Raw genomic sequence first — 19,254 nt, forward strand, 5'->3', positions numbered from 1 at the left:
CGATGGATCCGGCGTACTTCGACGCGATGTACGCGGCGTCGGACGACCCGTGGGGGATGGCGTCGCGGTGGTACGAGCGGCGCAAGTACGCCGTCACGCTGGCGCTGCTGCCCCGGCCCCGGTACGCGTCGGCGTTCGAGGCGGGGTGCTCGGTGGGCGTCCTGACGGCGGCGCTCGCGGCCCGCTGCGACCGGCTGCTCGCGTGCGACCTGTCCCCGGCGGCGGTCGCGGCGGCGTCCGCGCGGGCGCCCGGCGCGCGGGTGGAGCGGCGCGTCCTGCCCGACGAGTGGCCGGACGGGCGGTTCGACCTGATCGTGCTGTCCGAGGTCCTGTACTACTTCGGCGACGACGATCTCGCGCGCGTCCTGGACCGGGCGGTCGCGGCGCTGGAGCCGGGCGGGACGCTGCTGGCCGTCCACTGGCGGCACCGCGTCCCCGAGTACCCGAAGACGGGCGACGAGGTCCACGCCGCGCTGGCCGCGACGCCGCTGCGCCCGCTCGCCGCGCACCGCGAGGAGGACTTCCGCGCCGAGGCGTTCACCGTCGGGCGTCCCGTGTCCCCGGCCGCCGCCGAGGGGCTGGTGTGATCGCCGGGGTCGTCGTCCCCGCCCACGACGAGGAGCGGCGGATCGGCGCGTGCCTGGCCGCGCTGCGCACGACCGGCGCGCCCGTCGTCGTGGTCGCCGACGCCTGCGCCGACCGGACGGCCGCGCTCGCCCGCGCCGCCGGGGCGACCGTCCTGGAGATCGCGGCGCGCAACGTCGGCGCGGCGCGGGCGGCGGGCGTCGCGGAACTGCTGGCCCGGGGCGCCGAGTGGATCGCGACGACGGACGCGGACACGCTCGTCCCGCCCTGCTGGCTGCGCGTCCAGCTCCGCCACGCCGCCTGCGGCTACGACGCCGTCGCCGGCCCGGTCACGGTGACCGACTGGACGGGCCACCCGCCGTGGCTCCCCGCGCTGTTCGCCCGCCGCTACGCAGGCCCTGGCCTCCACGGCGCGAACCTCGGCTTCACCGCCCGCGCCTACCGCGCCGCCGGCGGCTTCCCGCCCCTCCCGACCGGCGAGGACCGCGCCCTGGTCACCGCCCTCGAAGCCACCGGCCACCGCGTCCTGCGGACCGGCTCGATCGGCGTCGTCACGTCCGCCCGCCACGACTTCCGCGCCCCGAACGGCTTCGGCCACCTCCTGACGTCCCTGACCCACCACGGCGAACCAGTAGCGTGACCGCGTGGACGAGCGGAGATCCTGGACGGACAAGCGCGCGGAGATCCTGGACCGGCCGGGTGCCGGGGCGGCCTACGAGGCGGCGCGGATCCGGTGCGAGCTGGGCCGGGCCGTGCGGTCGCGGCGCGAGGAGCTGGGGCTGAGTCAGGCGCGGCTCGGGGAGCGCGCCGGGCTGCGGCAGCCCGCCGTGGCGCGGTTCGAGGAGGGCGGGACGATGCCCACGATACCGATGCTGGAACGGCTCGCCGAGGCGTTGGAGATGCGGCTGAACGTCGAGTTCCTGCCGTTGCGCGGAGCGGGCTGAGCCGACGCGTACCGGGGCGAACCAGGAGCGTGACGGTGACGTCACAACGTCCGAACGTGACGTCCACCGGAAGGCCGACCGATGTCGAGTGACGAGACCGATTCCGCCGCGCTGCTGCGGGCGGGCCGGGACGCCCTGCGGGCCGGGCGCGCCGAGGACGCCGAGCGGGCGTTCCGCGCGGCGGCCGAGGCGGGGGACACCGAGGCGATGGTCGTCCTCGCCGTCCAGCACTACCGGGCGGGGCGCGCGGACGAGGCGGAGCACTGGCTCGGCGTCGCCGCCGACGCGGGCGTCGCCGACGCGATGCTGCGGCTCGGCGCGCTGCTGGAGGAGACCGGGCGGGTCGCCGCCGCCCGCGACTGGTTCGCGCGCGCCGCCGAGCACGGCGACGTCGCCGCGATGTACAAGGTCGGCGCGGACGCGTTCGAGCACGACCCCGAGCGCGCCGAGCACTGGCTGCGCCGCGCCGCCGACGCCGGGCACACCGACGCGATGTGGGCGCTCAGCACGCTGCTCAACCGGCACGGCCGGTACCGGGAGGCCGTCCCGTACCTGTTGCGCGCGTCCGACGCCGGGCACGCGCTCGCGATGAACGCGCTCGCCCGCGACCTGCTCGACCAGGGCCGCCACGCCGAGGCCGAGCCGCTGCTCGCCCGCGCGGCGGACGCGGGCGTGCCGGGCGCGTGGCGCAACCTCGGGCGGCTGCTGAAGGAGACGGGCCGTCCGGACGCCGCCGAGCCGTGGCTGTCGCGCGCCGCCGACGCGGGCGACATCGAGGCGATCATGCAGCTCATGCAGCTGTACGTGGAGTCGGGCCGCCAGCAGGAGGCGACGCGGTGGGGGGAGTGGCTCGTCCGCCACGGCCACGCCCACCCCGCCCCCTGACCTCCCGACGGCCTCGGGTCAGGACTGGACGGTCCCGGCGAAGCGGCGCTCGAAGCCGTCGCCGACCGATGCGGTGACCGTGTAGTCGTAGCGGCCGGACGCGGTCGTCAGCGTCAGCGTCCGGGTGGTGCCGGCGGCGACTGATACCTGCTGCGTCGTTCCGCCGCCGTACGCGTTCGCGCTCACGGTGAAGGTCGTGGCCGCGCCGCCCTGGTTGCTCAGGGTCAGTGTGAGGGCGCGCGTCGCCGGGACGTCCGCGACGGACGCCTCCGGGTGGGCCTTCGCGGCGTCGGACCAGGTGCGGACGTCGCCCCTGAAGCCGCGCAGGAACCCGTCCGGGCCGTGCCAGTCGACGTCGTAGGGGCCGCCGCCGTAGGTCTGGGCGCTGAAGTAGTCCTTGATCGTCGCGCCCGCGGCGGCCGTGTACTGCCACGCCTGGTAGGCGCGGTAGTTGACGGTGTAGGCGGTGAATCCGGCGCCGAGCGCGCCGGTGTTGGCGATCTGCATCCAGACGCGTCCGGTGGCGGTGTCCGTCCAGGACGTGACGGCGAACCGGTAGCCGAGCGGCAGCTGCGTCCGGGCGCCGCTCTCCTGGCCCGGCTGCGTCGTGTTGGCGCTCGGCGCGGACGCGTTCGGCAGCGGGTCCTGCTGGTCGGCCTTGGCGACGAGCGCGGCCGTGTCGGGCAGGGACGGGAACGTCGTCGTCGCCGTCGTGAAGTCGAACGCGCTCATCAGGTCGCCGCAGACCGTGCGGCGCCAGGCGGAGATGTTCGGCTCGCGGACGCCCGTCCAGTTCTCCAGGAACCGCAGGACGGACGTGTGGTCGAACACCTCCGAGCACACCCGTCCGCCCCGGCTCCACGGCGACATGACCAGCATCGGGACGCGCGCGCCGAGCCCGATCGGCGCGCCGTTCACGAACTCGCCCGCCGTGCCGGACGGCGGGGTCGGCGGGGCGACGTGGTCGAAGAAGCCGTCGTTCTCGTCGAAGTTGAGGAACACGACCGTCCTCGCCCACACGTCCGGGTGCGCGGCGAGGGCGTTCAGGACGCGCTGCGCCGTGAAGTTCGCCCCGTAGGCGGGCGGATAGGACGGGTGCTCGGACTCGGCGGTCGGCGCGATGATCCAGCTCACGGCGGGCAGCGTCCCGGCCGCGACGTCGGCGGCGAACGCGTCCGCGCCCCGCCGGGCCATCCCGTTGACCCACAGCGACGACGACGGCGCGGCCGTCTTGTACTGCTTGAACCACGCGAGCGGATTGTCGTCGTAGTTGTCCTGCTGCTGGTAGACGCGCCAGGAGACGCCCGCCGCGTCCAGGCGTTCGGGATAGGTCGTCCAGGAATAGCCCTTCTCGGAGTTGTCGGTGACCGGGCCGCCCGCCGTGCCGCCGGGGTCGATCGTGCCCGTCCACTGGTAGAGGCGGTTGGGGTTGGTCGGGCCGATCACCGAGCAGAAATAGCCGTCACAGAGGGTGAACGCGTCGGCGAGCGCGTACTGGTAGGGAATGTCGGCGCGCGTGTAGTAGCCCATGGTGAGCGCGGTCTTGGCGGGGATCCAGTTGTTGTGGCGTCCGCCGTTCCACGCGCTGTGGCCGCCGCTCCAGGAATGGTCGAGGTCGGCGACGCGCTGGGCGTCGGTCGTCGCGGTGTCGAGGTGCCAGGGCCGCAGGACGGCCCCGCCGGACGGGCCCGAGCGCGTCTGCGCGAAGACGTCCGAGCCGTTCGGGAAACGCACGCGGGAACGGTCGGCGAATCCGCGCACGCCGTTCAGGGCGCCGAAATAATGGTCGAAGGAGCGGTTCTCCTGCATGAAGACGACGACGTGCCGGACGTCGTCCAACGTGCCGCCCGAAGGCGTTTGGGCGAGCGTTTCGCGCATTCCGGCGGGGAGTGCGTTGAGGCCCACCGCCGCGCTTCCGGTCGCGAGCGTGCCGAGGAATCCCCGCCGGGTCAGTTCTGCCATGAGATCTCCTGAAATGAGGACGTCCGGAGATCAACGAAGACCGTCGCGGCGTGCCGGGCAAGGGGGAGATCCAAGATGTCACCGAGAATTAGCCTCTTTCGGGGAAATGTTCGGCGCGCCGTCGCGCGGCGTCTCTAGAACCGGGAAAGCGGCGGACGGGCGAGGGGGCGCGGTGTAAACATGGCGGCATGGTTCTCATCACTGACAGTGACGATCTCGCTCTCGGCGGTGACCTCCCGTCGTGGCGGGCGGCCGAGGAGCGGGCGCGGCGGACGTACCCGAGCGTCCGGTGGTTCCATGTGACGTACGGCGTGGCCGAGCAGGCGGGCGGCGGCTGGCTGATCAACCCGGCCGCGCACGTCTACCCGCAGGAGGCCAGGGACGCGATGGGCTTCGGCTTCCGCGTCCAGGCCCTGCGCCGCTCGACGCCCTCGGCGCACCGCGAGGCGTACTGGGAGGCGTCCGCCCTGCTGGAGCGCGAGCGGCGGGACGAGGTGACGGTCGCGGGCCGCCGGTTCCGGACCGTCCGCGTGGACCGCTTCGTGCGCAGCGGCGCCGCCGGCCTGGAACCCCCGCGCCCGACCGACCCCGACGACCTGCCCGAACCGGACGGCGACCTGTCCCGCACGCCCATCCCGCGCGCCTGGCCGCCCGGCAGCGACGAACTGTTCGGCGAGCGCTGGGAGATCGTCCCGGCCGGAACCCACGTGCCCGCCGACATCACCCGCGACGCGCGCCGCGCCCTGCGCACCCACCCGCTCGTGGCCCGCCTCGCCCCCCGCTTCGTCGTCGTCAAGGCCGTCGGCCCCCTGTGGAAACCCTGCTCCCCCTATTTCCACAGCCCGAGCGCCGCCCGCACCCGCCTCGCCCGCGACCTGACCGCCCGCACCGAGGCCGAACGCGACGTCCGGGAACGCGCCAAACTCCGGGCCTCCATCGACGCCCTGCGCACGGGCCCCGTCCGCGAAGTGGCGGTGCGCGGCGACACGGCCTACCGCATCGCCCGCGTCGAGTACGTGATCCGCATGAACAACGACGGCCCCGAGCCGCCCCGCCCGTCCGACGACGACCCGATCGACCCCCTCACCGGCGAGACCGCCGAACTCCGCACCTGGCCCCTGAGAGACGACTGACCCCCGCACACCCGCCCGGCCGCGCCACTCGTGTGCGGGTCGGGGTGAACATGGGGTGGGCCGTGCGCGTCCTAGGGATGGTCGTTTCCCTGGGAGGAGTGCGGATGTCGGGGTGGCGGGTCGGTGGGTTCACTGAGGTGCGGGAGCTGGGGGCCGGGGCGCAGGGGCGGGTCGTTCTGGCGCGGGACGACGCGTCCGGGCATCCGGTGGCGATCAAGTACCTCGCGGTGGACGCCGGGGCGGACGATCGGGAGCGGCTGCGGCATGAGGCGCGGATGCTCGCGCGTGCCGACAGTCCGTATATCGCGCGGTTGTATCGGTTGGTGGAGAGTGACGCGGGTGCGGCGATCGTCATGGAGGCGGTCGACGGCGTCTCGTTGAAGACGTTGCTGGTCGAGCATGGCGCGCTCGGGCCCGAGGCCGCGTTGAGCGTGCTCAAGGGGTCGTTGCTCGGGTTGGCGGCTGCACACGCCGTCGGGGTCGTTCATCGGGACTTCAAGCCTGCGAACATCGTCGTTCCGGCGGACGGCCGTAGCCGCCTCGTGGACTTCGGGATCGCGGTCCCCGCCGGGCGGGCGTCGGGCGGTGCGGGGACGCCCGCGTACATGGCGCCCGAGCAGTGGGTGCGCCACCAGGCCACGCCCGCGACCGATGTCTACGCCGCCACCTGCGTGTTCGTGGAGTGCGCTACGGGGGAGCGGCCCTTCCACGGCGGGACGCAGGACGAGTTGCGCGCCGCGCATCTGGGCGCGCCGGTGCCGGTGGAGCGGGTGCCCGGGCCGTTGCGTCCGCTCGTCGCCACGGGCATGGCGAAGGACCCGGCGGATCGTCCGGCGGGCGCCGCTGCGTTCGTGGACGAGCTGGAGCGCACCGCCCGCGCCGCGTACGGAGACGACTGGGAGCAGCGCGGCGTGCGGACCCTCGCGGGCGCGTCGGCGGCATTGGCCGCGTTGTTCCCGCTCGCCGCGTGGCTGGCGGGCGGCGGCGCGGCCGGTGCGGCGGGCGCCGGGGCGGGCGCGGCGAGCGCGGGCGCCGGCGCGGGCGCCGCGGCGCTCGGCAAGACGGCCGCCGCGGCGGGCACCGCCAAGGGCTTCATGGGCGGCATCGCCGGGATCGCCGCCGCCACGGTCGGGACGGCGGCGGTCGTCGGCGCCGGGGCCGTCGTCGTCGTGACCGCCGGGAAGGACGATCCGAAACCGCGTTCCGTTTCTGCGTCGCCGGTCGCGCTGGTCAAGCCGGTCGGATGCCGGACGGCCGAGGGCCCGTCCGAGCCCGCGGGTTCGTCCACCCCGCCCGCGACCGTGCGGCTGCCCCGCCACGTCACGCTCCCGGCCGGGACCGCCGTCTACTACACGCAGGACAAGCAGCTCGTCGTCGGTCCGGCGGGGGCGCGCTGCGAGAAGTTCCAGGGCGCCGCGAACAGCTCGGTCAACATCGGCGCCAACACCCGGCAGATGGTGTCCCTGTTCAACGTCGCGTCGTACGGCTCCATCCTGGACGCCCGCTGCGCCTACTTCCCCGACTCTCCCGAGGGCGTCAAGGCACGCCGCGACCGGCCCGACTGCGGCTGGCAGGTGCGGACGTCCGAGAAGCTGCCGTCCACCGGGACGAAGGTCCGCGCGATGCTCACGACCGAGTCGCCGAACGGCACCGCGGCGGGCGCTCCCTTCACGTCCGCGACGCTCGCGACGATGGCCGACGGCCTGCCCGTCACGCTCACCTGCTCGATGCCGTACGACCGCCGGAACGTCTGCGTCGCCGCCTTCACCCACTGGTACGCGCAGACCGCGACGCCCTCGGACGCCGTCCTGGACGCCGCGGCCCGCCAGATCGAAGCCTTCGTCGCCCGCGCCCGCTACACGTGACCGGCCGGGACCCGCCGGGCCCGCTACACGTGACCGGCTGGTACCCGCCGGGGCGACGGTCGGCGTCCGGATCCGGGAAGCGTCACGCCCACCAGGGGAACAGCGCCGTCGTGAGAGGTCTGCGCGGCGCCCTGTTCAGGGAGTCCCGGATGACGGTGTTGACCTCTCGTGCGATGTACGCGGGCCGGTCGCCGGCGGGCTTCGTCATGGCGGTCGGGCAGATCTCCGCGGTCAGCTTCCGCGTCGCGTCCGACAACGCCCGCGTGACGGCGATGCTGAGCTCGGCGAGCGCGCAACCCGCCCAGAGGCCGGTGGCTTCGTAGTAGGCCGCGTCGCCCTCTTCCCTGCTGGGGTACGTGCCGGCGGACAGAAGGAGAGCCTTCTGGAGTTCTCCGCTCGTCGTGAGCAGTCCCCGCAAATTGGCGAGGTCGATGTGCAGGCACAGCTCCCCTTCGCCCGCCGGTTTCCCGTACTCCTGCGCCTCGGACGGCCGGTCCAGCGGCCCCCACTCGTTGGAGTCGCGCGGCCCGGAGTTGAAGTTCCGTCCGGAGAACGAGCCGGTGTAGGTGTCGCTGGCCCAGCCGGCGGAGAGGAACACCTGCCAGCTCGCGAGCGCGAGGTAGGTCGCCTGGACGGCCAGGGACATCCGGCGCCGGAGCAACGCGAGCCGGGTGCCGAGTTCGGCCTCGGGATAGCCGACGACCGTGGTCCAGTCGTTCTTGTCCACGTACGCGCGGATGTCGGCCTCGAGCGCGGCGAGGTCGTCGTCGATCGCCTTCGCGACCGCGGCGGGCACCGGGACGGACGTGAAGCAGCGCTGCCACTCGTCCGCCTCGAGCAGCGGGTCGCCGAGGACGTAGTCCTGCGCGTTGCCCTCACGGCTGAGGCGCAGGCACGTCTCGACGGGGGAGGCCGTGACGAGCTGGACCGGGTAGCCGATGACGTCCGCCTCGATGTCGTCCAGCAGCGTCGCCGGGAGCCGTACGCGCGTCCGTGGCAGCGCGTTGATCTCCACGCAGGCGATGGCCTGGACGAATCCGTGATGGTTCTGCGTCAACGGGTTGTGCGCGGCGGCCTGGTGCATCGCCTGGAAGTTGAGGTGGTCGACGATGGCGATCTCGTCGCCGTTGTAGGCGGCGCAGAAGCCGATGTTGCGCCAGCTCCCGGCCCGTGCCCCCTCCTGGCTGGCCAGCGTCGTGTAGGCGAACGGATACGCGATGGTCCTCGGATCCTTGAAGGCGGTGGCGTAGCTCTTGACGAACTCGTAGTCGCGAGCCGTCGGGGAGCCGATGAGCGCGGGGTCGCTGCCGACGCCCTTGGTGCAGAACACCAGCGGCCCGCCGCCGGCCGGGAGGAACGTGAGGAAGTCGTCGCGCCCGTGCGCCTGCGACCGGTTCAGGTACACGCCGGGCGTGGCGACGGAGGGGTCGCCGTACGGCCGGGGCACGATCTCGTACACCTGGAAGCGGGCCGGGTCGTGGCGGAACACCGTGTCCGGCACGCCGCGGGCGGACAGCCGCCGGACCCAGGCGGCGTCCTCGGCGTCCGGCGCGTAGAAGCCCCGGTCGGCGTCGTTCAGCGGTGAGACGAGGAACAGCCCCCACGACGAAGGATGCGCGAGGTGGCCGGCCGGAAGCGGCGGGTCGCCGCGCAGCAGCACCTTGCCGAGCGTGACGTGCGACGCCGCGCGCACGCCGGGCAGCCGCGCGTCGTCCCAGACGGGAATGACGTCCTGGTCGTCGCGGCCGAGCAGATGGCGGCGCAGCGCGGCCTGCCGCGCCGTGGGCGCGCCCGCCTCCCATTCGGGGTGGTAGGTGCGCAGCTTGTCGAGCCACAGCGCCTTGAGCACTTCTTCGTAGTCCTGCGCCGTGCCCCGCGGGGCGCCCTCGTTGCGCTCCAGCCACAGGACGGCCGCGTTGTGCATGAGGAAGGCCGCGTCCCGGTCCCGGGCGAGCAGTTCGTGTTTCGCCCCGAGGTCCCTGCCCGGATCGGTCGCCTGGTCGAGGAATTCCTTGCCGACCGCGAGGTAGGCGCCCATTCCGGCCTCGTAATCCTCCCAGCGGGGCTCGTATTCCGCGTCGTACTGCGCCGCGTCGGCGGCGGCCTCGGCGCGGCGCGTCCTGAAGAGATAGGAATCGCCGACCGCGTACCGGTCCTCCAGTTCAGGCTTGGCGAGTTTCCGGACGAAGGAGAAACCATTCGGAGAGCGACGGAGGTTTTCGTAGGCGTCGATCCATGCCTTATTGTCGTCGGCCCATCGTGCGTACCGGTCGTACTCGCCCATCCTGCCCCGATTCTTTTTGTGCGCTGCGACCAGGCGATTATAGGGTCGGGTGTTCCCGGGCTGGCTGTCCGCTAGAGGACGTCCACGCGTATTTATTACTCGTACGTATTTTGTTTGAACCGACCGTGCCCTGCCCCTGGGATCATGGACGGATGAGTTCCGAGCTGACCGCCTGGCACGCGTCCGCGCCCGTCACCCCCGGCGAGGCCGCCGCGACCGACCTGGACGGCCTCGCCCCGCACCCCGCCGTCACCGCGTTCGCCGACGACCTGAAAGCCGAACCCGGCGCCGAGATCGAGGTCGACGGCGGAAAGCGCGCCCGCGTCCAGGCCGGCCCCGAGCACGAGGACGCGGTCGCGAACGCCGCGTACCGGCTGGCCCGCGCGCACGGGCTCGTCCTGTACGACCGAGGGAGGGGCCTCGTCCACAACCTCGGCCCGCGCGGCGTCCACGAGGGCATGCAGCTCCACACCGGAGACGGGCTCGTCATCACCGATCCCGACCTGAACCTCGTGAACGACGCGCTCGGCCGCCTCGGCCCGGCCAATCCGTTCGCGGCGCTGGTCGTCTTCGGCCGCCACTTCGTCCAGGCCTCGCCCGAGGGCGACGCCTACGAGCTGGAGCACAAGCGCGACGGCGTCCTGTACCGGACGACCGCCGACCTCGACGCCGTCCGCCGCGCCTTCCGCGCGTACGCGACCGGCGACGACGCCTTCCGCGCCCGGCACGCCTGGACGCGTGCGGGCGCACCCTGACCGCGCGGGTACCCTGGCTGCGCCATGACTGACACCACGATCGTCCACCTGCTCCGGCACGGCGAGGTCCACAATCCCGACGGCGTCCTGTACGGGCGGCTGCCCGGCTACCGGCTCAGCGAGGACGGCGTCCTCATGGCCAAGGCCGCCGCGCGCTGGTTCGAGGGACGCGACGTCACCGCGCTGTTCTCCTCGCCGATGCAGCGCGCCCTGGAGACCGCCGCGCCGCTCGCCGAGACGTTCGCGCTGCCGGTCACCGTGGACGACCGCCTCATCGAGGCCGACAACCACTTCGAGGGCCTGACGTTCGGGGTGGGCGCCGGGTCGCTGCGGCGCCCGGAGCACTGGCGGTACCTGGTGAACCCGTTCCGTCCGTCCTGGGGCGAGCCGTACCGGACGCTCGCCGCGCGGATGCGGTCGGCGGTGATCCGCGCCCGCGACACCGCGCGCGGGCACGAGGCCGTGTGCGTCAGCCACCAGCTGCCGATCTGGATCCTGCGGCTGCACGCCGAGCACCGCCGCCTCTGGCACCACCCGACCCGCCGCGAGTGCGATCTGGCGAGCGTCACCAGCCTGACGTTCGAGGACACGCGCCTGGTCGAGGTCGCCTACGCCGAGCCCGCCGCCGGGCTCGGCACCGGCCCCGGTGTCGCCGGGGCGTGACGCCGCCGCTAGATTCAGTACTACATCCTGTAGTAGGAGGGTCCGTGAACCCCCGAGTCTCCCCCTTGCGCGTCGCCGCCGGAGCCGTCGCGCTGTGCGGGCTGCTGGCCGGCTGCGCCGAGACGGGCGCCAAGGGCGATCCCGGCGGCAACCGGTTCATCTCCGGCGACGGCAACGTCCAGAAGATCCCGGCCGGGGAACGGAAGGGCCCGCAGTCGGCGTCCGGCACGACCCTGGACGGCAAGCCGGTCTCGCTCGCCGCGCTGCGCGGCAAGGTGACGGTCGTGAACTTCTGGGCGTCGTGGTGCGCGCCGTGCCGGGGCGAGGCGCCGTCGCTGGAGCAGGTCCACACCGAGACCAAGGCGAGCGGGGTCGAGTTCCTCGGCGTCAACTTCAAGGACTCGCCGCAGAACGCCCGCGCCTTCGACCGCCGCTTCAAGATCACCTACCCGAGCGTGTTCGACGGCTCCGGGCAGATCGGGCTGGCGTTCCGGGACGTCCCGCCGAACGCGATCCCGAGCACCCTCATCCTCGACCGGCGGGGCCGCGTGGCCGTCCGCGTCATCGGCGCGACGACCTACTCCGCGCTCAAGCCGCTCGTCACCGCCGTCGCGGCCGAGAAATGACGCCATGAGCGTCGGTCAGACGGTCTCCGACGGGTCGCTGCTGGCCGCGGCGCCGCTCGCGGCCGTGGCCGGGCTCGTCTCGTTCGCCTCGCCGTGCGTGCTGCCGCTCGTCCCCGGCTACCTGTCGTACGTGACCGGCATGACCGGCGCGGACCTCGCCGACCGCCGCCGGGGCCGCCTGACGCTCGGCGTCGCGCTGTTCGTCGCCGGGTTCAGCGCCGTGTTCGTCGCGATGGGCACGCTCGCGGGCGGCCTCGGCCGCTGGCTCGCCGAGTACGCCGACCCGATCAGCCGCGTCCTCGGCGCCGTGACGATCGTGTTCGGGTTCGCGTTCATGGGCTTCGTGCCCGGGCTGCAGCGTACGGTGAAGTCCGGCCGCGTCCCGGCGGCGGGCCTGGCGGGCGCGCCCGTCCTCGGCGTGCTGTTCGGGCTCGGCTGGACGCCGTGCATCGGCCCGACGCTCGCGGCCGTCCAGACGCTGTCGTTCAGCGAGGGCAGCGCCGGACGCGGCGCGCTGCTGTCGCTGGCCTACTGCGCGGGCCTCGGCCTGCCGTTCCTCGCCGCCGCGCTCGCCTACCGGCGGGCGCTCGGCGCGTTCGGCGCGGTGAAACGGCACTATCCCCTGGTGATGCGCATCGGGGGCGGAATGCTCGTGGTGATCGGCGTCCTGCTGGTGACCGGAGTGTGGAACGACCTGACGATCGAGCTGAAGTCGTGGATCAACGGCTTTGAACCGGTGATGTAGTTGGCTTCTCTCGCTACCAATGGAGGAGATCCTCACGGCTCGCGCCGCGTGGGTTTCTGCTTCGTCGCCGACCGCCTGCCCGGAGTGCTCCGTTGAGGTCTCACATCAGCTCCAAAGACGGATGCCGTCAGCCCGACGGCCAGGAGATTCTTGGCTGCGTTGACGTCCCGGTCATGTCGCGCTCCGCAGGTCCGGCACGTCCAGGCCCCGACGTTCAGCGGCATCGTGTCCCGCTTCGCGCCGCAACCAGAGCAGAGCTTGGACGAAGGGAACCAGCGGTCGGCGACCACCAGTTCGCGGCCGTGCCAGGACGCTTTGTATTCCAGCATGTTCCGGAACTCCGACCACCCCGCGTCGCTGATGGTTCGCGCCAGGCTCCGGTTCTTGATCATGTTGCGCACGGCAAGGTCCTCGATCACCAGCGTTTGGTTCTCACGCACCAGGCGAGTCGAGATTTTGTGGAGATGGTCGCGGCGCCGGTCGGCGATCCGCGCATAGATCCTGGCGACCGCACGCCGGGCCTTGGCTCGGTTGGAGCCTTGCCCCTTGGCCTTGCGCGCCAGCGCGCGCTGAGCCTTGGCCAAGCGGGCGCGGTCCTTGCGTTCGTGTCGGGGGTTGGCGATCGTCTCTCCGGTGGAGAGCGTCAGCAGACGGTCCAGCCCGAGGTCGATGCCGACGGCCGTGCCGGTGGCAGGGTACGGCCTGATTTGCGAGTCTCGGCACAGCATGGACACGAACCAGCGTCCGGCACTGTCCCGGGACACCGTGACCGTCGAAGGCTTCGCGTTCTCTGGCAGCGGCCGGGACCAGACGATCGCCAACGGCTCGGCCATCTTGGCCAGACGCAGTTCGCCGTTGCGGTAACGGAATGCGCTGGTGGTGTACTCCGCCGATCTGTGCGATTTCTTCTTGGACTTGAAGCGGGGGTACCCGGTCCGTTTGGCGAAGAAGTTGGCGAAGGCCGTCTGCAGGTGCCGCAGCGCCTGCTGGAGGGGGACGGCGGAGACTTCGTTGAGGTAGGCCAGTTCCTCGGTCTTCTTCCACGCCGTCAACATCGCCGACGTGCCGCCGTAGCTGATGCGCTGCTTCCGTGCCCACGCTTCGGTACGGGCGGCAAGCGCCATATTATAGACCTTGCGCACACAGCCGAAAGTACGCGACGGCTCGGTCGCCTGTGCGTCGGTCGGATAGAAGCGGTATTTGAACGCCCGCTTCACGGACGTGGCCATGAGCCGCAATCTAGTACGTCAAAGCGCGCCGGTGGGCGGACTGAGGATGTCGAGCGACGAATTGCCCGAAAAGTGAATCCGTACGCTTCATCCGCCACGGGATTCCGTTGTTCCCGCGCTCTGAGGGATGGACGATCCGCGGAGGTGATCCGATGACGGACACGGAGACCGAGGCGGGGCTGGAACGTCCGGCCGCGCGGCGGGCGGCGGACGAGCCGCCGCGGCCGAGGGGGATCGGGCCGCTCGGCTGGCTGCGCTGGGCGTGGCGGCAGCTCACCACGATGCGGACGGCGCTGATCCTGCTGTTCCTCGTGGCGCTCGGCGCGGTGCCGGGGTCGGCGCTGCCGCAGCGTCCGCAGGCGCCCGAGCGCGTCACCAAGTACCTGGACGACCACCACACGCTCGGGCCGCTGTTCGACCGGCTGTCGCTGTTCGACGTGTTCTCCGCGCCGTGGTTCGCGGCGATCTACATCCTGCTGTTCGTGTCGCTGGCGGGCTGCGTGGTGCCCCGCGCGGTGCACCATTACAAGGGGATGCGGGCGCGTCCGCCGGCCGCGCCGCGCAACCTCGCGCGCCTCCCGCAGACCGCGACGTACACGACGGACGAGAGCCCCGAGGACGTCCTGACCAAGGCGCGGGCCGTCCTGCGCGGGCGCCGGTTCCGGACGGACACCGGCGGCGCCGCCGTCGCCGCCGAGAAGGGCTACCTCGGCGAGACCGGCAACCTCGTGTTCCACCTGGCGCTGCTCGGCCTGCTGTTCGCGCTCGGCGTCGGGAACCTGTTCGGCTACAAGGGCAACATCCTGCTGACCGAGGGCAAGACGTTCGCCAACGGCCTCAACAACTACGACCAGTTCTCGCCCGGCCGCCGCTTCGACACGAGCGAGCTGGCGCCGTTCTCGCTGACGCTGGACGACTTCCGCGCCAAGTACGAGCTGAAGGGCGACAAGCGCGGCCAGGCCACCGACTTCACCGGGAGGCTGCGGTACCGGACGAGCCCGTCCGCGCCCGAGAAGCCCTACGACCTCAAGCTGAACCACCCGCTGAAGGTCGGCGGCGCGAAGGTGTACCTGCTCGGGCACGGGTACTCGCCGGTGTTCACCGTCCGGGACGCCAAGGGCCAGGTCGCCTTCCAGGACTCGGTGCCGTTCCTGCCGCTGGAGCCGCGCAACCTCACGTCCGAGGGCGTCATCAAGGTCCCGGACGCGCAGCCCGAGCAACTCGCCTTCTACGCGATCCTGTGGCCGACGGCGATGGCGTCGTCCGACCAGAAGCAGATCGTGTCGGGCTTCCCGGCCCCGCTGCGCCCGGTCATCACCATCACCGCGTTCAAGGGCGACCTCGGGCTGGACTCGGGCACCCCGCAGTCGGTCTACAAGCTCGAAGGGCTCGGCAAGACGCTGAACCCGATCAAGGGCGGCGTGAAGCTGCTGGAGCCCGGCGAGAGCTTCAAGCTCCCCGACGGCGCCGGGACGGTCACGTTCGACGGCCTCAAGGAGTGGACGACCCTCTCGGTCAACCGCGACCCCGGCCGCCTGCCCGCGCTGATCGCCGCGATCCTCGCGGTGGCCGGGCTCGTCGCGTCGTTCACCGTCCGGCGCCGCAGGGTGTGGGTCCGTGCGAGCGCCGGAGACGACGGGCGTACGGTGGTGGAGGTCGGCGGCCTCACGCTGGGCAACCCGACCCCCGAGTTCGACGCCGTCGTCACCGCGCTGCGCGGCGAGCCCGAACCGGCCGAAACCCAGACAAAGGAGTGACCGGGGTGGACAGTGCCGACCTCGCGAACCTGAGCGACAAGCTCATGCTGACGACCGTCGTGCTCTACATCGTCGCGATGGTCTCCTACGCCGCCGATCTCGGGTTCGGCCGGCGCCGCGCCGAGGCCGCCGTGGAGAAGAAGGTGCTCGTCGGCGCGGGCGGCCCCGCCACCGAGGAACCGGCCGAGGCTCCGGCCGAGCCGGTGCGGCGCACCGACTGGGCCAGGCTCGCGGTGACGCTGACGGCGCTCGGCTGGCTCGCCCACCTCGCCGTCCTCGTGACGCGCGGCCTCGCGGTGTCCCGCTGGCCGTGGGGCAACATGTACGAGTTCCTGACCGCGATCGCGTTCGCCGCGATGACGGCCTTCCTCGTCGTGCTCGTCCGCTTCAACGCCCGCTTCCTCGGCGCGTTCGTCACGCTCGCCGCCGTCATCGCGCTCGGCGTCGCCAACATCTGGCTGTACGACTCGGCGGGCCCGGTCTCACCGGCGCTGAACTCGTACTGGATCGCCATCCACGTCACCGCCGCGATCACCGCGACCGGCGCGTTCACCGTCGCGGGCTGCGCGACGATCCTGTACCTGGTGCGCGAGCGCCGCGACGCCGCCCGCGCGGTGGACGCGCCCGGCGGGTTCTGGTCGCGCGTCCCGTCCACCGAGGACCTGGACCGGCTCGCGCTGCGCGTCACGATGTTCGGCTTCCCGGTCTGGACGGCCGCGATCATCATGGGCGCGATCTGGGCCGACGACGCCTGGGGCAGCTACTGGAGCTGGGACCCCAAGGAGGTCTGGTCCTTCGTCACCTGGATCGTCTACGCCGCCTACCTGCACGCCCGCGCGACGGCCGGCTGGAAGGGTCGCAAGGCCGCGGTCCTGTCGCTGATCGCGTTCGCGGCGCTGCTGTTCAACTTCTTCGGCGTGAACTACATGTTCTCCGGGATGCACTCCTACGCCTGACGGTTCAGTCGTCGCCCCGGAGCCTGCGGTCGAGGTCGCGCAGGAACTCCGGGTCGTCGTCCGGGCCCTTCGGCCCATAGCCGCCGCCGAGCGACGGCGTCAGCACGCGCGCCCGCACGCGCGGACGGCCGAACGCGAGCCACAGCAGCGCCCCCGGCAGGAACCCGAACAGCGTCACGACGAACCAAGCGAACTTGGGCAGCCGACGCACCTCTCCCTCTTCCGTCGTGATGACGTCGAAGAGGCAGAACAGCCATGCTCCGACGATGACCAGGGCGACCAGCGCATACGCCATGATGCGAGGGTAACCCGTGACATGCGGGGGTGACGGGGCGTCGGCCGTGGGCTTACCCTGCCTCGGAGGCCCGGACGCCCGGCGGCAGCGGGGGTCCCTGAGCGAGGAGCCCGATGCGCTTCAGAGGCATCCACCGCAAGCCGCGCGAGGCGCGGTGGCGGGAGTTCGGCCGGGCCGTCCCGGACGGGAACCGCGACGCGGGGCCGGATTCGGGCGGCGCGGACGCGGGCCGGGCCGCCGACGGCAGCGCGGACGGCGCCGCGCGCCGGGCCGAACCGCGGGCGCCCCGCCCGCGCGGCAGCCAGCCCCGGGACCGGTTCGGCCGGTTCCGCAAGGCGGGCCGCGACGACGATCCGCGCGTCGACCTGCGCGCCGCGCCCGACGCCCGCTCCGCCGACGCCCCGGCCGAGCCCGCCCGGCCCCGGTTCGGCCGGCGCGACGCCCCGGCGCGTCCGCGCCGCCCCGAGTGGTGGCGCGCCTACGAGCTGGACCACGCGCTGCCCCGCGCCGAGCCGCACCCGCCGGGCCTGCCGCACGCCGCCGACGGACGCCGCCACTGCGGCGTGCTGGAGCAGGTGCTGCACCGGCAGTGGGACGCGCGGCAGGGCCCGCCGCCGGCGGAGGTGATCCGCGCGGTCGACAGCCTCGCGGCGCTGCCGGACGGCCTGAAGGAGATCCTCGCGGGCGGCCTGGACGGCATCTACGTCGGCGCGGGCGGCGTGCCCCGGCTGGACGACATGGGGCACCTGGCCGGACGCCCGCTGCCGTCCGGCCGCGCGACGTGGGACATCTGCGCGGGCGCGTACGGCGACGGGAAGATCGTCGTGGGCGACCGGCCGTCCCCGACCCCGGACGTGATGCTGCACGAGGTCGGGCACGCGCTGGACGACATCGACGGCGAGCCGGGCACCTGGCAGTCCGACGGCCAGGCGTTCCGCGCGCTCTACGAACTGTGCCGCCCGCACCTGGCGAGCGACTTCCACCTCCAGGGCGACGCGCTCGGCCGCCGCGAGTTCTTCGCGGACGCGTTCGCGGCGATCTCGTCCCGGCAGCGTCCGGCACTGGTGGATATGCTCGCCGGCAACATCCGGGTGGCCCTTGAGGTCATGTTGTTCTTCAACCGAAGATACGGAATCTGACGCGGCGCGACGATCGGTACGGAGGTGATCGGGTATGTACGTGATCCGGCTGCCCGACGGCACGCTGCGGGTTCCCCACGGCGTCCTGTCCGAACCCGGGCACGACGCGGCCGAGGGTCGGATCATCGCCCAGGCGTACGTGGAGATCGGTCCGGGCGATCCCGACTACGACCGGCTGCTGGCCGGATCGCTGACCGAGGCCGAGCTGGAGGAGAAGCGGCGCCGGTGGCGGGACGAGGACGACGACCTGCTGCGCACGTTCGAGGAGTGGAAGGCGGGCCGGGCCGAGGAGTGACCGGCGGGCCGCCGGGAGCCGGACCGGATCCGGAGACGGCCGTCCCTCCCGCCGCGCGGCAGGGGTCCGTCCCGGGTCCTAGCGCTCCGCGCCGACGGGTTCGTCGCCGCGCAGCAGGGCGTGCACCTCGGACTCCCGGAAGCGGCGGTGGCCGCCGGGCGTCCGGATACTGCTGATCCGACCGGCCGCGGCCCATCGGGTGACCGTCTTCGGGTCGACCCGGAACAGGGCGGCGACCTCCCCGGGGGTCAGCAGCCGTTCGCTCGTGCTCTCCACGTTTTCTCTCCCCCTTTGTCCCGCTCTCGGTGCGGGTGGACTGTTTCTAGTGTGGCGGTTCACGACCGGTTTCTCCCTTGTTTTCGGAAAACATCACGCTATGTAGTTTTCCGAGCTGGAGTGATGACAAGGGGTGAACGCCACTTTGATGACCGCTGTCACGGCATTCTCTCCCGCCTCGCCCGTCACGGCGCGGCGGCGGGCCGGGCCGCCGGCCGGAAAGGCGCGAACGCCAATCCGCGTGCCGTCCGGCGGTGCCGTTCCGTGCGCGACACGGTCCGTCCGGCGCCGATTCGTCCGGGGCCGCGGTCCGGCGACGGGCGACGAACCCGGAGGACCGGACGATCCCGCCGTCCATGATCTTAGGGAGAACGCGGCGCGCGCACATCCGGTTCCCGGTCACCGGTTCGTCATCGTCCGCGCGCCGAGTGGACGGCCGACAGATTTTCTTGTGCGGGCGTGATCAGAATCGAAAATGACTCACGTTCGGTCGCGCGGGCGCTTTACCGCCGCGAATACCCCGTCCGCCGACCCCGCCGCCGGGCATCGCGCACGCGCGGGTACGCTCGACGTGTCATGCGACCAGTACTGCTCTACACCCTGGCGCGGTTCGCGATCTTCCTCGCCACCGCGGGCGTCCTCGCGCTCGTCGGCGCGCGCGGCGTCCTGCTGCTCCTGCTGTCCCTGCTCATCAGCGGCGTGGTCAGCTTCGTCCTGCTGTCGCGCCAGCGCGACCGGATGTCCTCGGTCGTCGAGACCGGCGTCCGCCGCCAGCGCACCCGCTTCCGCGACGCCCGCACCAAGGAAGACGCCTGACCCTGCCCCTCGGGCGGCGGGCAGCGTGCTTCTAGGGTGGGGGC

General features: G+C 72.6%; 20 protein-coding genes. 15 read left to right on the forward strand and 5 right to left on the reverse strand.

What is annotated here, in order from left to right; all coding sequences use genetic code 11:
* Positions 1-2: 2 nt before the first annotated feature.
* The 4 genes from GQ466_RS00370 to GQ466_RS00385 all read left to right on the forward strand — a co-directional run bounded on the left by GQ466_RS00370 (position 3) and on the right by GQ466_RS00385 (position 2,414).
* The gene (locus GQ466_RS00370) at positions 3-587 is read left to right on the forward strand and encodes a class I SAM-dependent DNA methyltransferase (protein ID WP_161102300.1); all 585 of its coding nucleotides are present in this window, start codon (positions 3-5) and stop codon (positions 585-587) included.
* Positions 584-1,225 (forward strand): glycosyltransferase family 2 protein, encoded by a 642-nt coding sequence (locus tag GQ466_RS00375; RefSeq protein WP_337193255.1) that lies wholly within the window; start codon positions 584-586, stop codon positions 1,223-1,225. Before GQ466_RS00370 ends, GQ466_RS00375 begins: the two co-directional genes overlap by 4 nt.
* A gap of 4 nt (positions 1,226-1,229) precedes the next feature.
* On the forward strand, positions 1,230-1,529 hold the full coding sequence (locus tag GQ466_RS00380) for a helix-turn-helix domain-containing protein (RefSeq protein ID WP_161100790.1): 300 nt from the start codon (positions 1,230-1,232) through the stop codon (positions 1,527-1,529).
* Between the two features lie 81 nt (positions 1,530-1,610).
* A complete protein-coding gene (locus GQ466_RS00385) occupies positions 1,611-2,414 on the forward strand; it encodes a tetratricopeptide repeat protein (protein ID WP_161100791.1) in 804 nt (267 codons plus the stop codon).
* 18 nt (positions 2,415-2,432) lie between these two features.
* On the opposite strand, the gene GQ466_RS00390 is transcribed toward GQ466_RS00385, so the two are convergent.
* On the reverse strand, positions 2,433-4,376 hold the full coding sequence (locus tag GQ466_RS00390) for a phosphocholine-specific phospholipase C (protein ID WP_161100792.1): 1,944 nt from the start codon (positions 4,374-4,376) through the stop codon (positions 2,433-2,435).
* Positions 4,377-4,564: 188 nt separating this feature from the next.
* Between GQ466_RS00390 and GQ466_RS00395 the strand changes: the two genes are divergently transcribed.
* Both GQ466_RS00395 and GQ466_RS00400 read left to right on the forward strand, forming a co-directional pair.
* Positions 4,565-5,509 (forward strand): DUF5954 family protein, encoded by a 945-nt coding sequence (locus tag GQ466_RS00395; RefSeq protein ID WP_161100793.1) that lies wholly within the window; start codon positions 4,565-4,567, stop codon positions 5,507-5,509.
* Between the two features lie 104 nt (positions 5,510-5,613).
* Complete coding sequence (locus tag GQ466_RS00400) at positions 5,614-7,374, forward strand: serine/threonine-protein kinase (protein ID WP_161100794.1); 1,761 nt, start codon at positions 5,614-5,616, stop codon at positions 7,372-7,374.
* Between the two features lie 82 nt (positions 7,375-7,456).
* On the opposite strand, the gene GQ466_RS00405 is transcribed toward GQ466_RS00400, so the two are convergent.
* Positions 7,457-9,658: a hypothetical protein gene (locus GQ466_RS00405; RefSeq protein ID WP_161100795.1), complete on the reverse strand. Its 2,202-nt coding sequence runs from the start codon at positions 9,656-9,658 to the stop codon at positions 7,457-7,459.
* 152 nt (positions 9,659-9,810) lie between these two features.
* On the opposite strand from GQ466_RS00405, the gene GQ466_RS00410 reads away from it, so the two are divergent.
* Genes GQ466_RS00410 through GQ466_RS00425 form a run of 4 tightly spaced genes read left to right on the forward strand, consistent with a single transcriptional unit; the run spans position 9,811 to position 12,447 of the window.
* A complete protein-coding gene (locus GQ466_RS00410; protein ID WP_161100796.1) occupies positions 9,811-10,413 on the forward strand; it encodes a hypothetical protein in 603 nt (200 codons plus the stop codon).
* Positions 10,414-10,437: 24 nt separating this feature from the next.
* On the forward strand, positions 10,438-11,076 hold the full coding sequence (locus GQ466_RS00415; protein ID WP_161100797.1) for a histidine phosphatase family protein: 639 nt from the start codon (positions 10,438-10,440) through the stop codon (positions 11,074-11,076).
* Positions 11,077-11,120: 44 nt separating this feature from the next.
* Entirely contained in the window at positions 11,121-11,702 is a 582-nt protein-coding gene (locus GQ466_RS00420; RefSeq protein ID WP_337193256.1) for a TlpA family protein disulfide reductase, read from the forward strand.
* Between the two features lie 4 nt (positions 11,703-11,706).
* Positions 11,707-12,447: a cytochrome c biogenesis CcdA family protein gene (locus tag GQ466_RS00425; RefSeq protein ID WP_161100798.1), complete on the forward strand. Its 741-nt coding sequence runs from the start codon at positions 11,707-11,709 to the stop codon at positions 12,445-12,447.
* Between the two features lie 32 nt (positions 12,448-12,479).
* Here the strand turns inward: GQ466_RS00425 and GQ466_RS00430 are convergent, their stop codons facing one another.
* Positions 12,480-13,676: an RNA-guided endonuclease InsQ/TnpB family protein gene (locus tag GQ466_RS00430; RefSeq protein ID WP_161100799.1), complete on the reverse strand. Its 1,197-nt coding sequence runs from the start codon at positions 13,674-13,676 to the stop codon at positions 12,480-12,482.
* Between the two features lie 152 nt (positions 13,677-13,828).
* Between GQ466_RS00430 and resB the strand changes: the two genes are divergently transcribed.
* The gene (resB, locus tag GQ466_RS00435) at positions 13,829-15,433 is read left to right on the forward strand and encodes a cytochrome c biogenesis protein ResB (RefSeq protein ID WP_161100800.1); all 1,605 of its coding nucleotides are present in this window, start codon (positions 13,829-13,831) and stop codon (positions 15,431-15,433) included.
* A gap of 5 nt (positions 15,434-15,438) precedes the next feature.
* Positions 15,439-16,389 carry a c-type cytochrome biogenesis protein CcsB gene (ccsB, locus tag GQ466_RS00440; RefSeq protein ID WP_337193257.1) on the forward strand — a complete coding sequence of 317 codons (951 nt, stop codon included), beginning with the start codon at positions 15,439-15,441 and terminating at the stop codon, positions 16,387-16,389.
* Positions 16,390-16,393: 4 nt separating this feature from the next.
* On the opposite strand, the gene GQ466_RS00445 is transcribed toward ccsB, so the two are convergent.
* Positions 16,394-16,684 (reverse strand): PLDc N-terminal domain-containing protein, encoded by a 291-nt coding sequence (locus tag GQ466_RS00445; protein WP_161100801.1) that lies wholly within the window; start codon positions 16,682-16,684, stop codon positions 16,394-16,396.
* Positions 16,685-16,797: 113 nt separating this feature from the next.
* On the opposite strand from GQ466_RS00445, the gene GQ466_RS00450 reads away from it, so the two are divergent.
* Together GQ466_RS00450 and GQ466_RS00455 are read left to right on the forward strand one after the other, a co-directional pair.
* A complete protein-coding gene (locus tag GQ466_RS00450) occupies positions 16,798-17,823 on the forward strand; it encodes a hypothetical protein (protein WP_161100802.1) in 1,026 nt (341 codons plus the stop codon).
* A 34-nt stretch (positions 17,824-17,857) separates the two neighbouring features.
* Complete coding sequence (locus tag GQ466_RS00455; RefSeq protein ID WP_103564505.1) at positions 17,858-18,118, forward strand: hypothetical protein; 261 nt, start codon at positions 17,858-17,860, stop codon at positions 18,116-18,118.
* 78 nt (positions 18,119-18,196) lie between these two features.
* On the opposite strand, the gene GQ466_RS00460 is transcribed toward GQ466_RS00455, so the two are convergent.
* Positions 18,197-18,394, reverse strand: coding sequence for a BldC family transcriptional regulator (locus tag GQ466_RS00460; protein ID WP_103564504.1), 198 nt, complete (start codon positions 18,392-18,394; stop codon positions 18,197-18,199).
* A 576-nt stretch (positions 18,395-18,970) separates the two neighbouring features.
* Between GQ466_RS00460 and GQ466_RS00465 the strand changes: the two genes are divergently transcribed.
* Positions 18,971-19,210 (forward strand): DUF4229 domain-containing protein, encoded by a 240-nt coding sequence (locus GQ466_RS00465; RefSeq protein ID WP_161100803.1) that lies wholly within the window; start codon positions 18,971-18,973, stop codon positions 19,208-19,210.
* Positions 19,211-19,254 lie beyond the last annotated feature (44 nt).

The organism is Actinomadura rayongensis (assembly GCF_009831215.1).
In the GTDB taxonomy this organism is placed as follows: domain Bacteria; phylum Actinomycetota; class Actinomycetes; order Streptosporangiales; family Streptosporangiaceae; genus Spirillospora; species Spirillospora rayongensis.

Bases quoted from the DNA above. Each gene is read 5' to 3' on its own strand.
- GQ466_RS00430 (WP_161100799.1), bottom strand. From the start codon at position 13,676: ATGGCCACGTCCGTGAAGCGGGCGTTCAAATACCGCTTCTATCCGACC.
- GQ466_RS00405 (WP_161100795.1), bottom strand. From the start codon at position 9,658: ATGGGCGAGTACGACCGGTACGCACGATGGGCCGACGACAATAAGGCA.
- GQ466_RS00410 (WP_161100796.1), top strand. From the start codon at position 9,811: ATGAGTTCCGAGCTGACCGCCTGGCACGCGTCCGCGCCCGTCACCCCC.
- resB (WP_161100800.1), top strand. From the start codon at position 13,829: ATGACGGACACGGAGACCGAGGCGGGGCTGGAACGTCCGGCCGCGCGG.
- GQ466_RS00395 (WP_161100793.1), top strand. From the start codon at position 4,565: ATGGTTCTCATCACTGACAGTGACGATCTCGCTCTCGGCGGTGACCTC.
- GQ466_RS00450 (WP_161100802.1), top strand. From the start codon at position 16,798: ATGCGCTTCAGAGGCATCCACCGCAAGCCGCGCGAGGCGCGGTGGCGG.
- GQ466_RS00455 (WP_103564505.1), top strand. From the start codon at position 17,858: ATGTACGTGATCCGGCTGCCCGACGGCACGCTGCGGGTTCCCCACGGC.
- GQ466_RS00465 (WP_161100803.1), top strand. From the start codon at position 18,971: ATGCGACCAGTACTGCTCTACACCCTGGCGCGGTTCGCGATCTTCCTC.
- GQ466_RS00385 (WP_161100791.1), top strand. From the start codon at position 1,611: ATGTCGAGTGACGAGACCGATTCCGCCGCGCTGCTGCGGGCGGGCCGG.
- GQ466_RS00400 (WP_161100794.1), top strand. From the start codon at position 5,614: ATGTCGGGGTGGCGGGTCGGTGGGTTCACTGAGGTGCGGGAGCTGGGG.
- GQ466_RS00370 (WP_161102300.1), top strand. From the start codon at position 3: ATGGATCCGGCGTACTTCGACGCGATGTACGCGGCGTCGGACGACCCG.
- GQ466_RS00415 (WP_161100797.1), top strand. From the start codon at position 10,438: ATGACTGACACCACGATCGTCCACCTGCTCCGGCACGGCGAGGTCCAC.
- GQ466_RS00425 (WP_161100798.1), top strand. From the start codon at position 11,707: ATGAGCGTCGGTCAGACGGTCTCCGACGGGTCGCTGCTGGCCGCGGCG.
- GQ466_RS00390 (WP_161100792.1), bottom strand. From the start codon at position 4,376: ATGGCAGAACTGACCCGGCGGGGATTCCTCGGCACGCTCGCGACCGGA.
- GQ466_RS00445 (WP_161100801.1), bottom strand. From the start codon at position 16,684: ATGGCGTATGCGCTGGTCGCCCTGGTCATCGTCGGAGCATGGCTGTTC.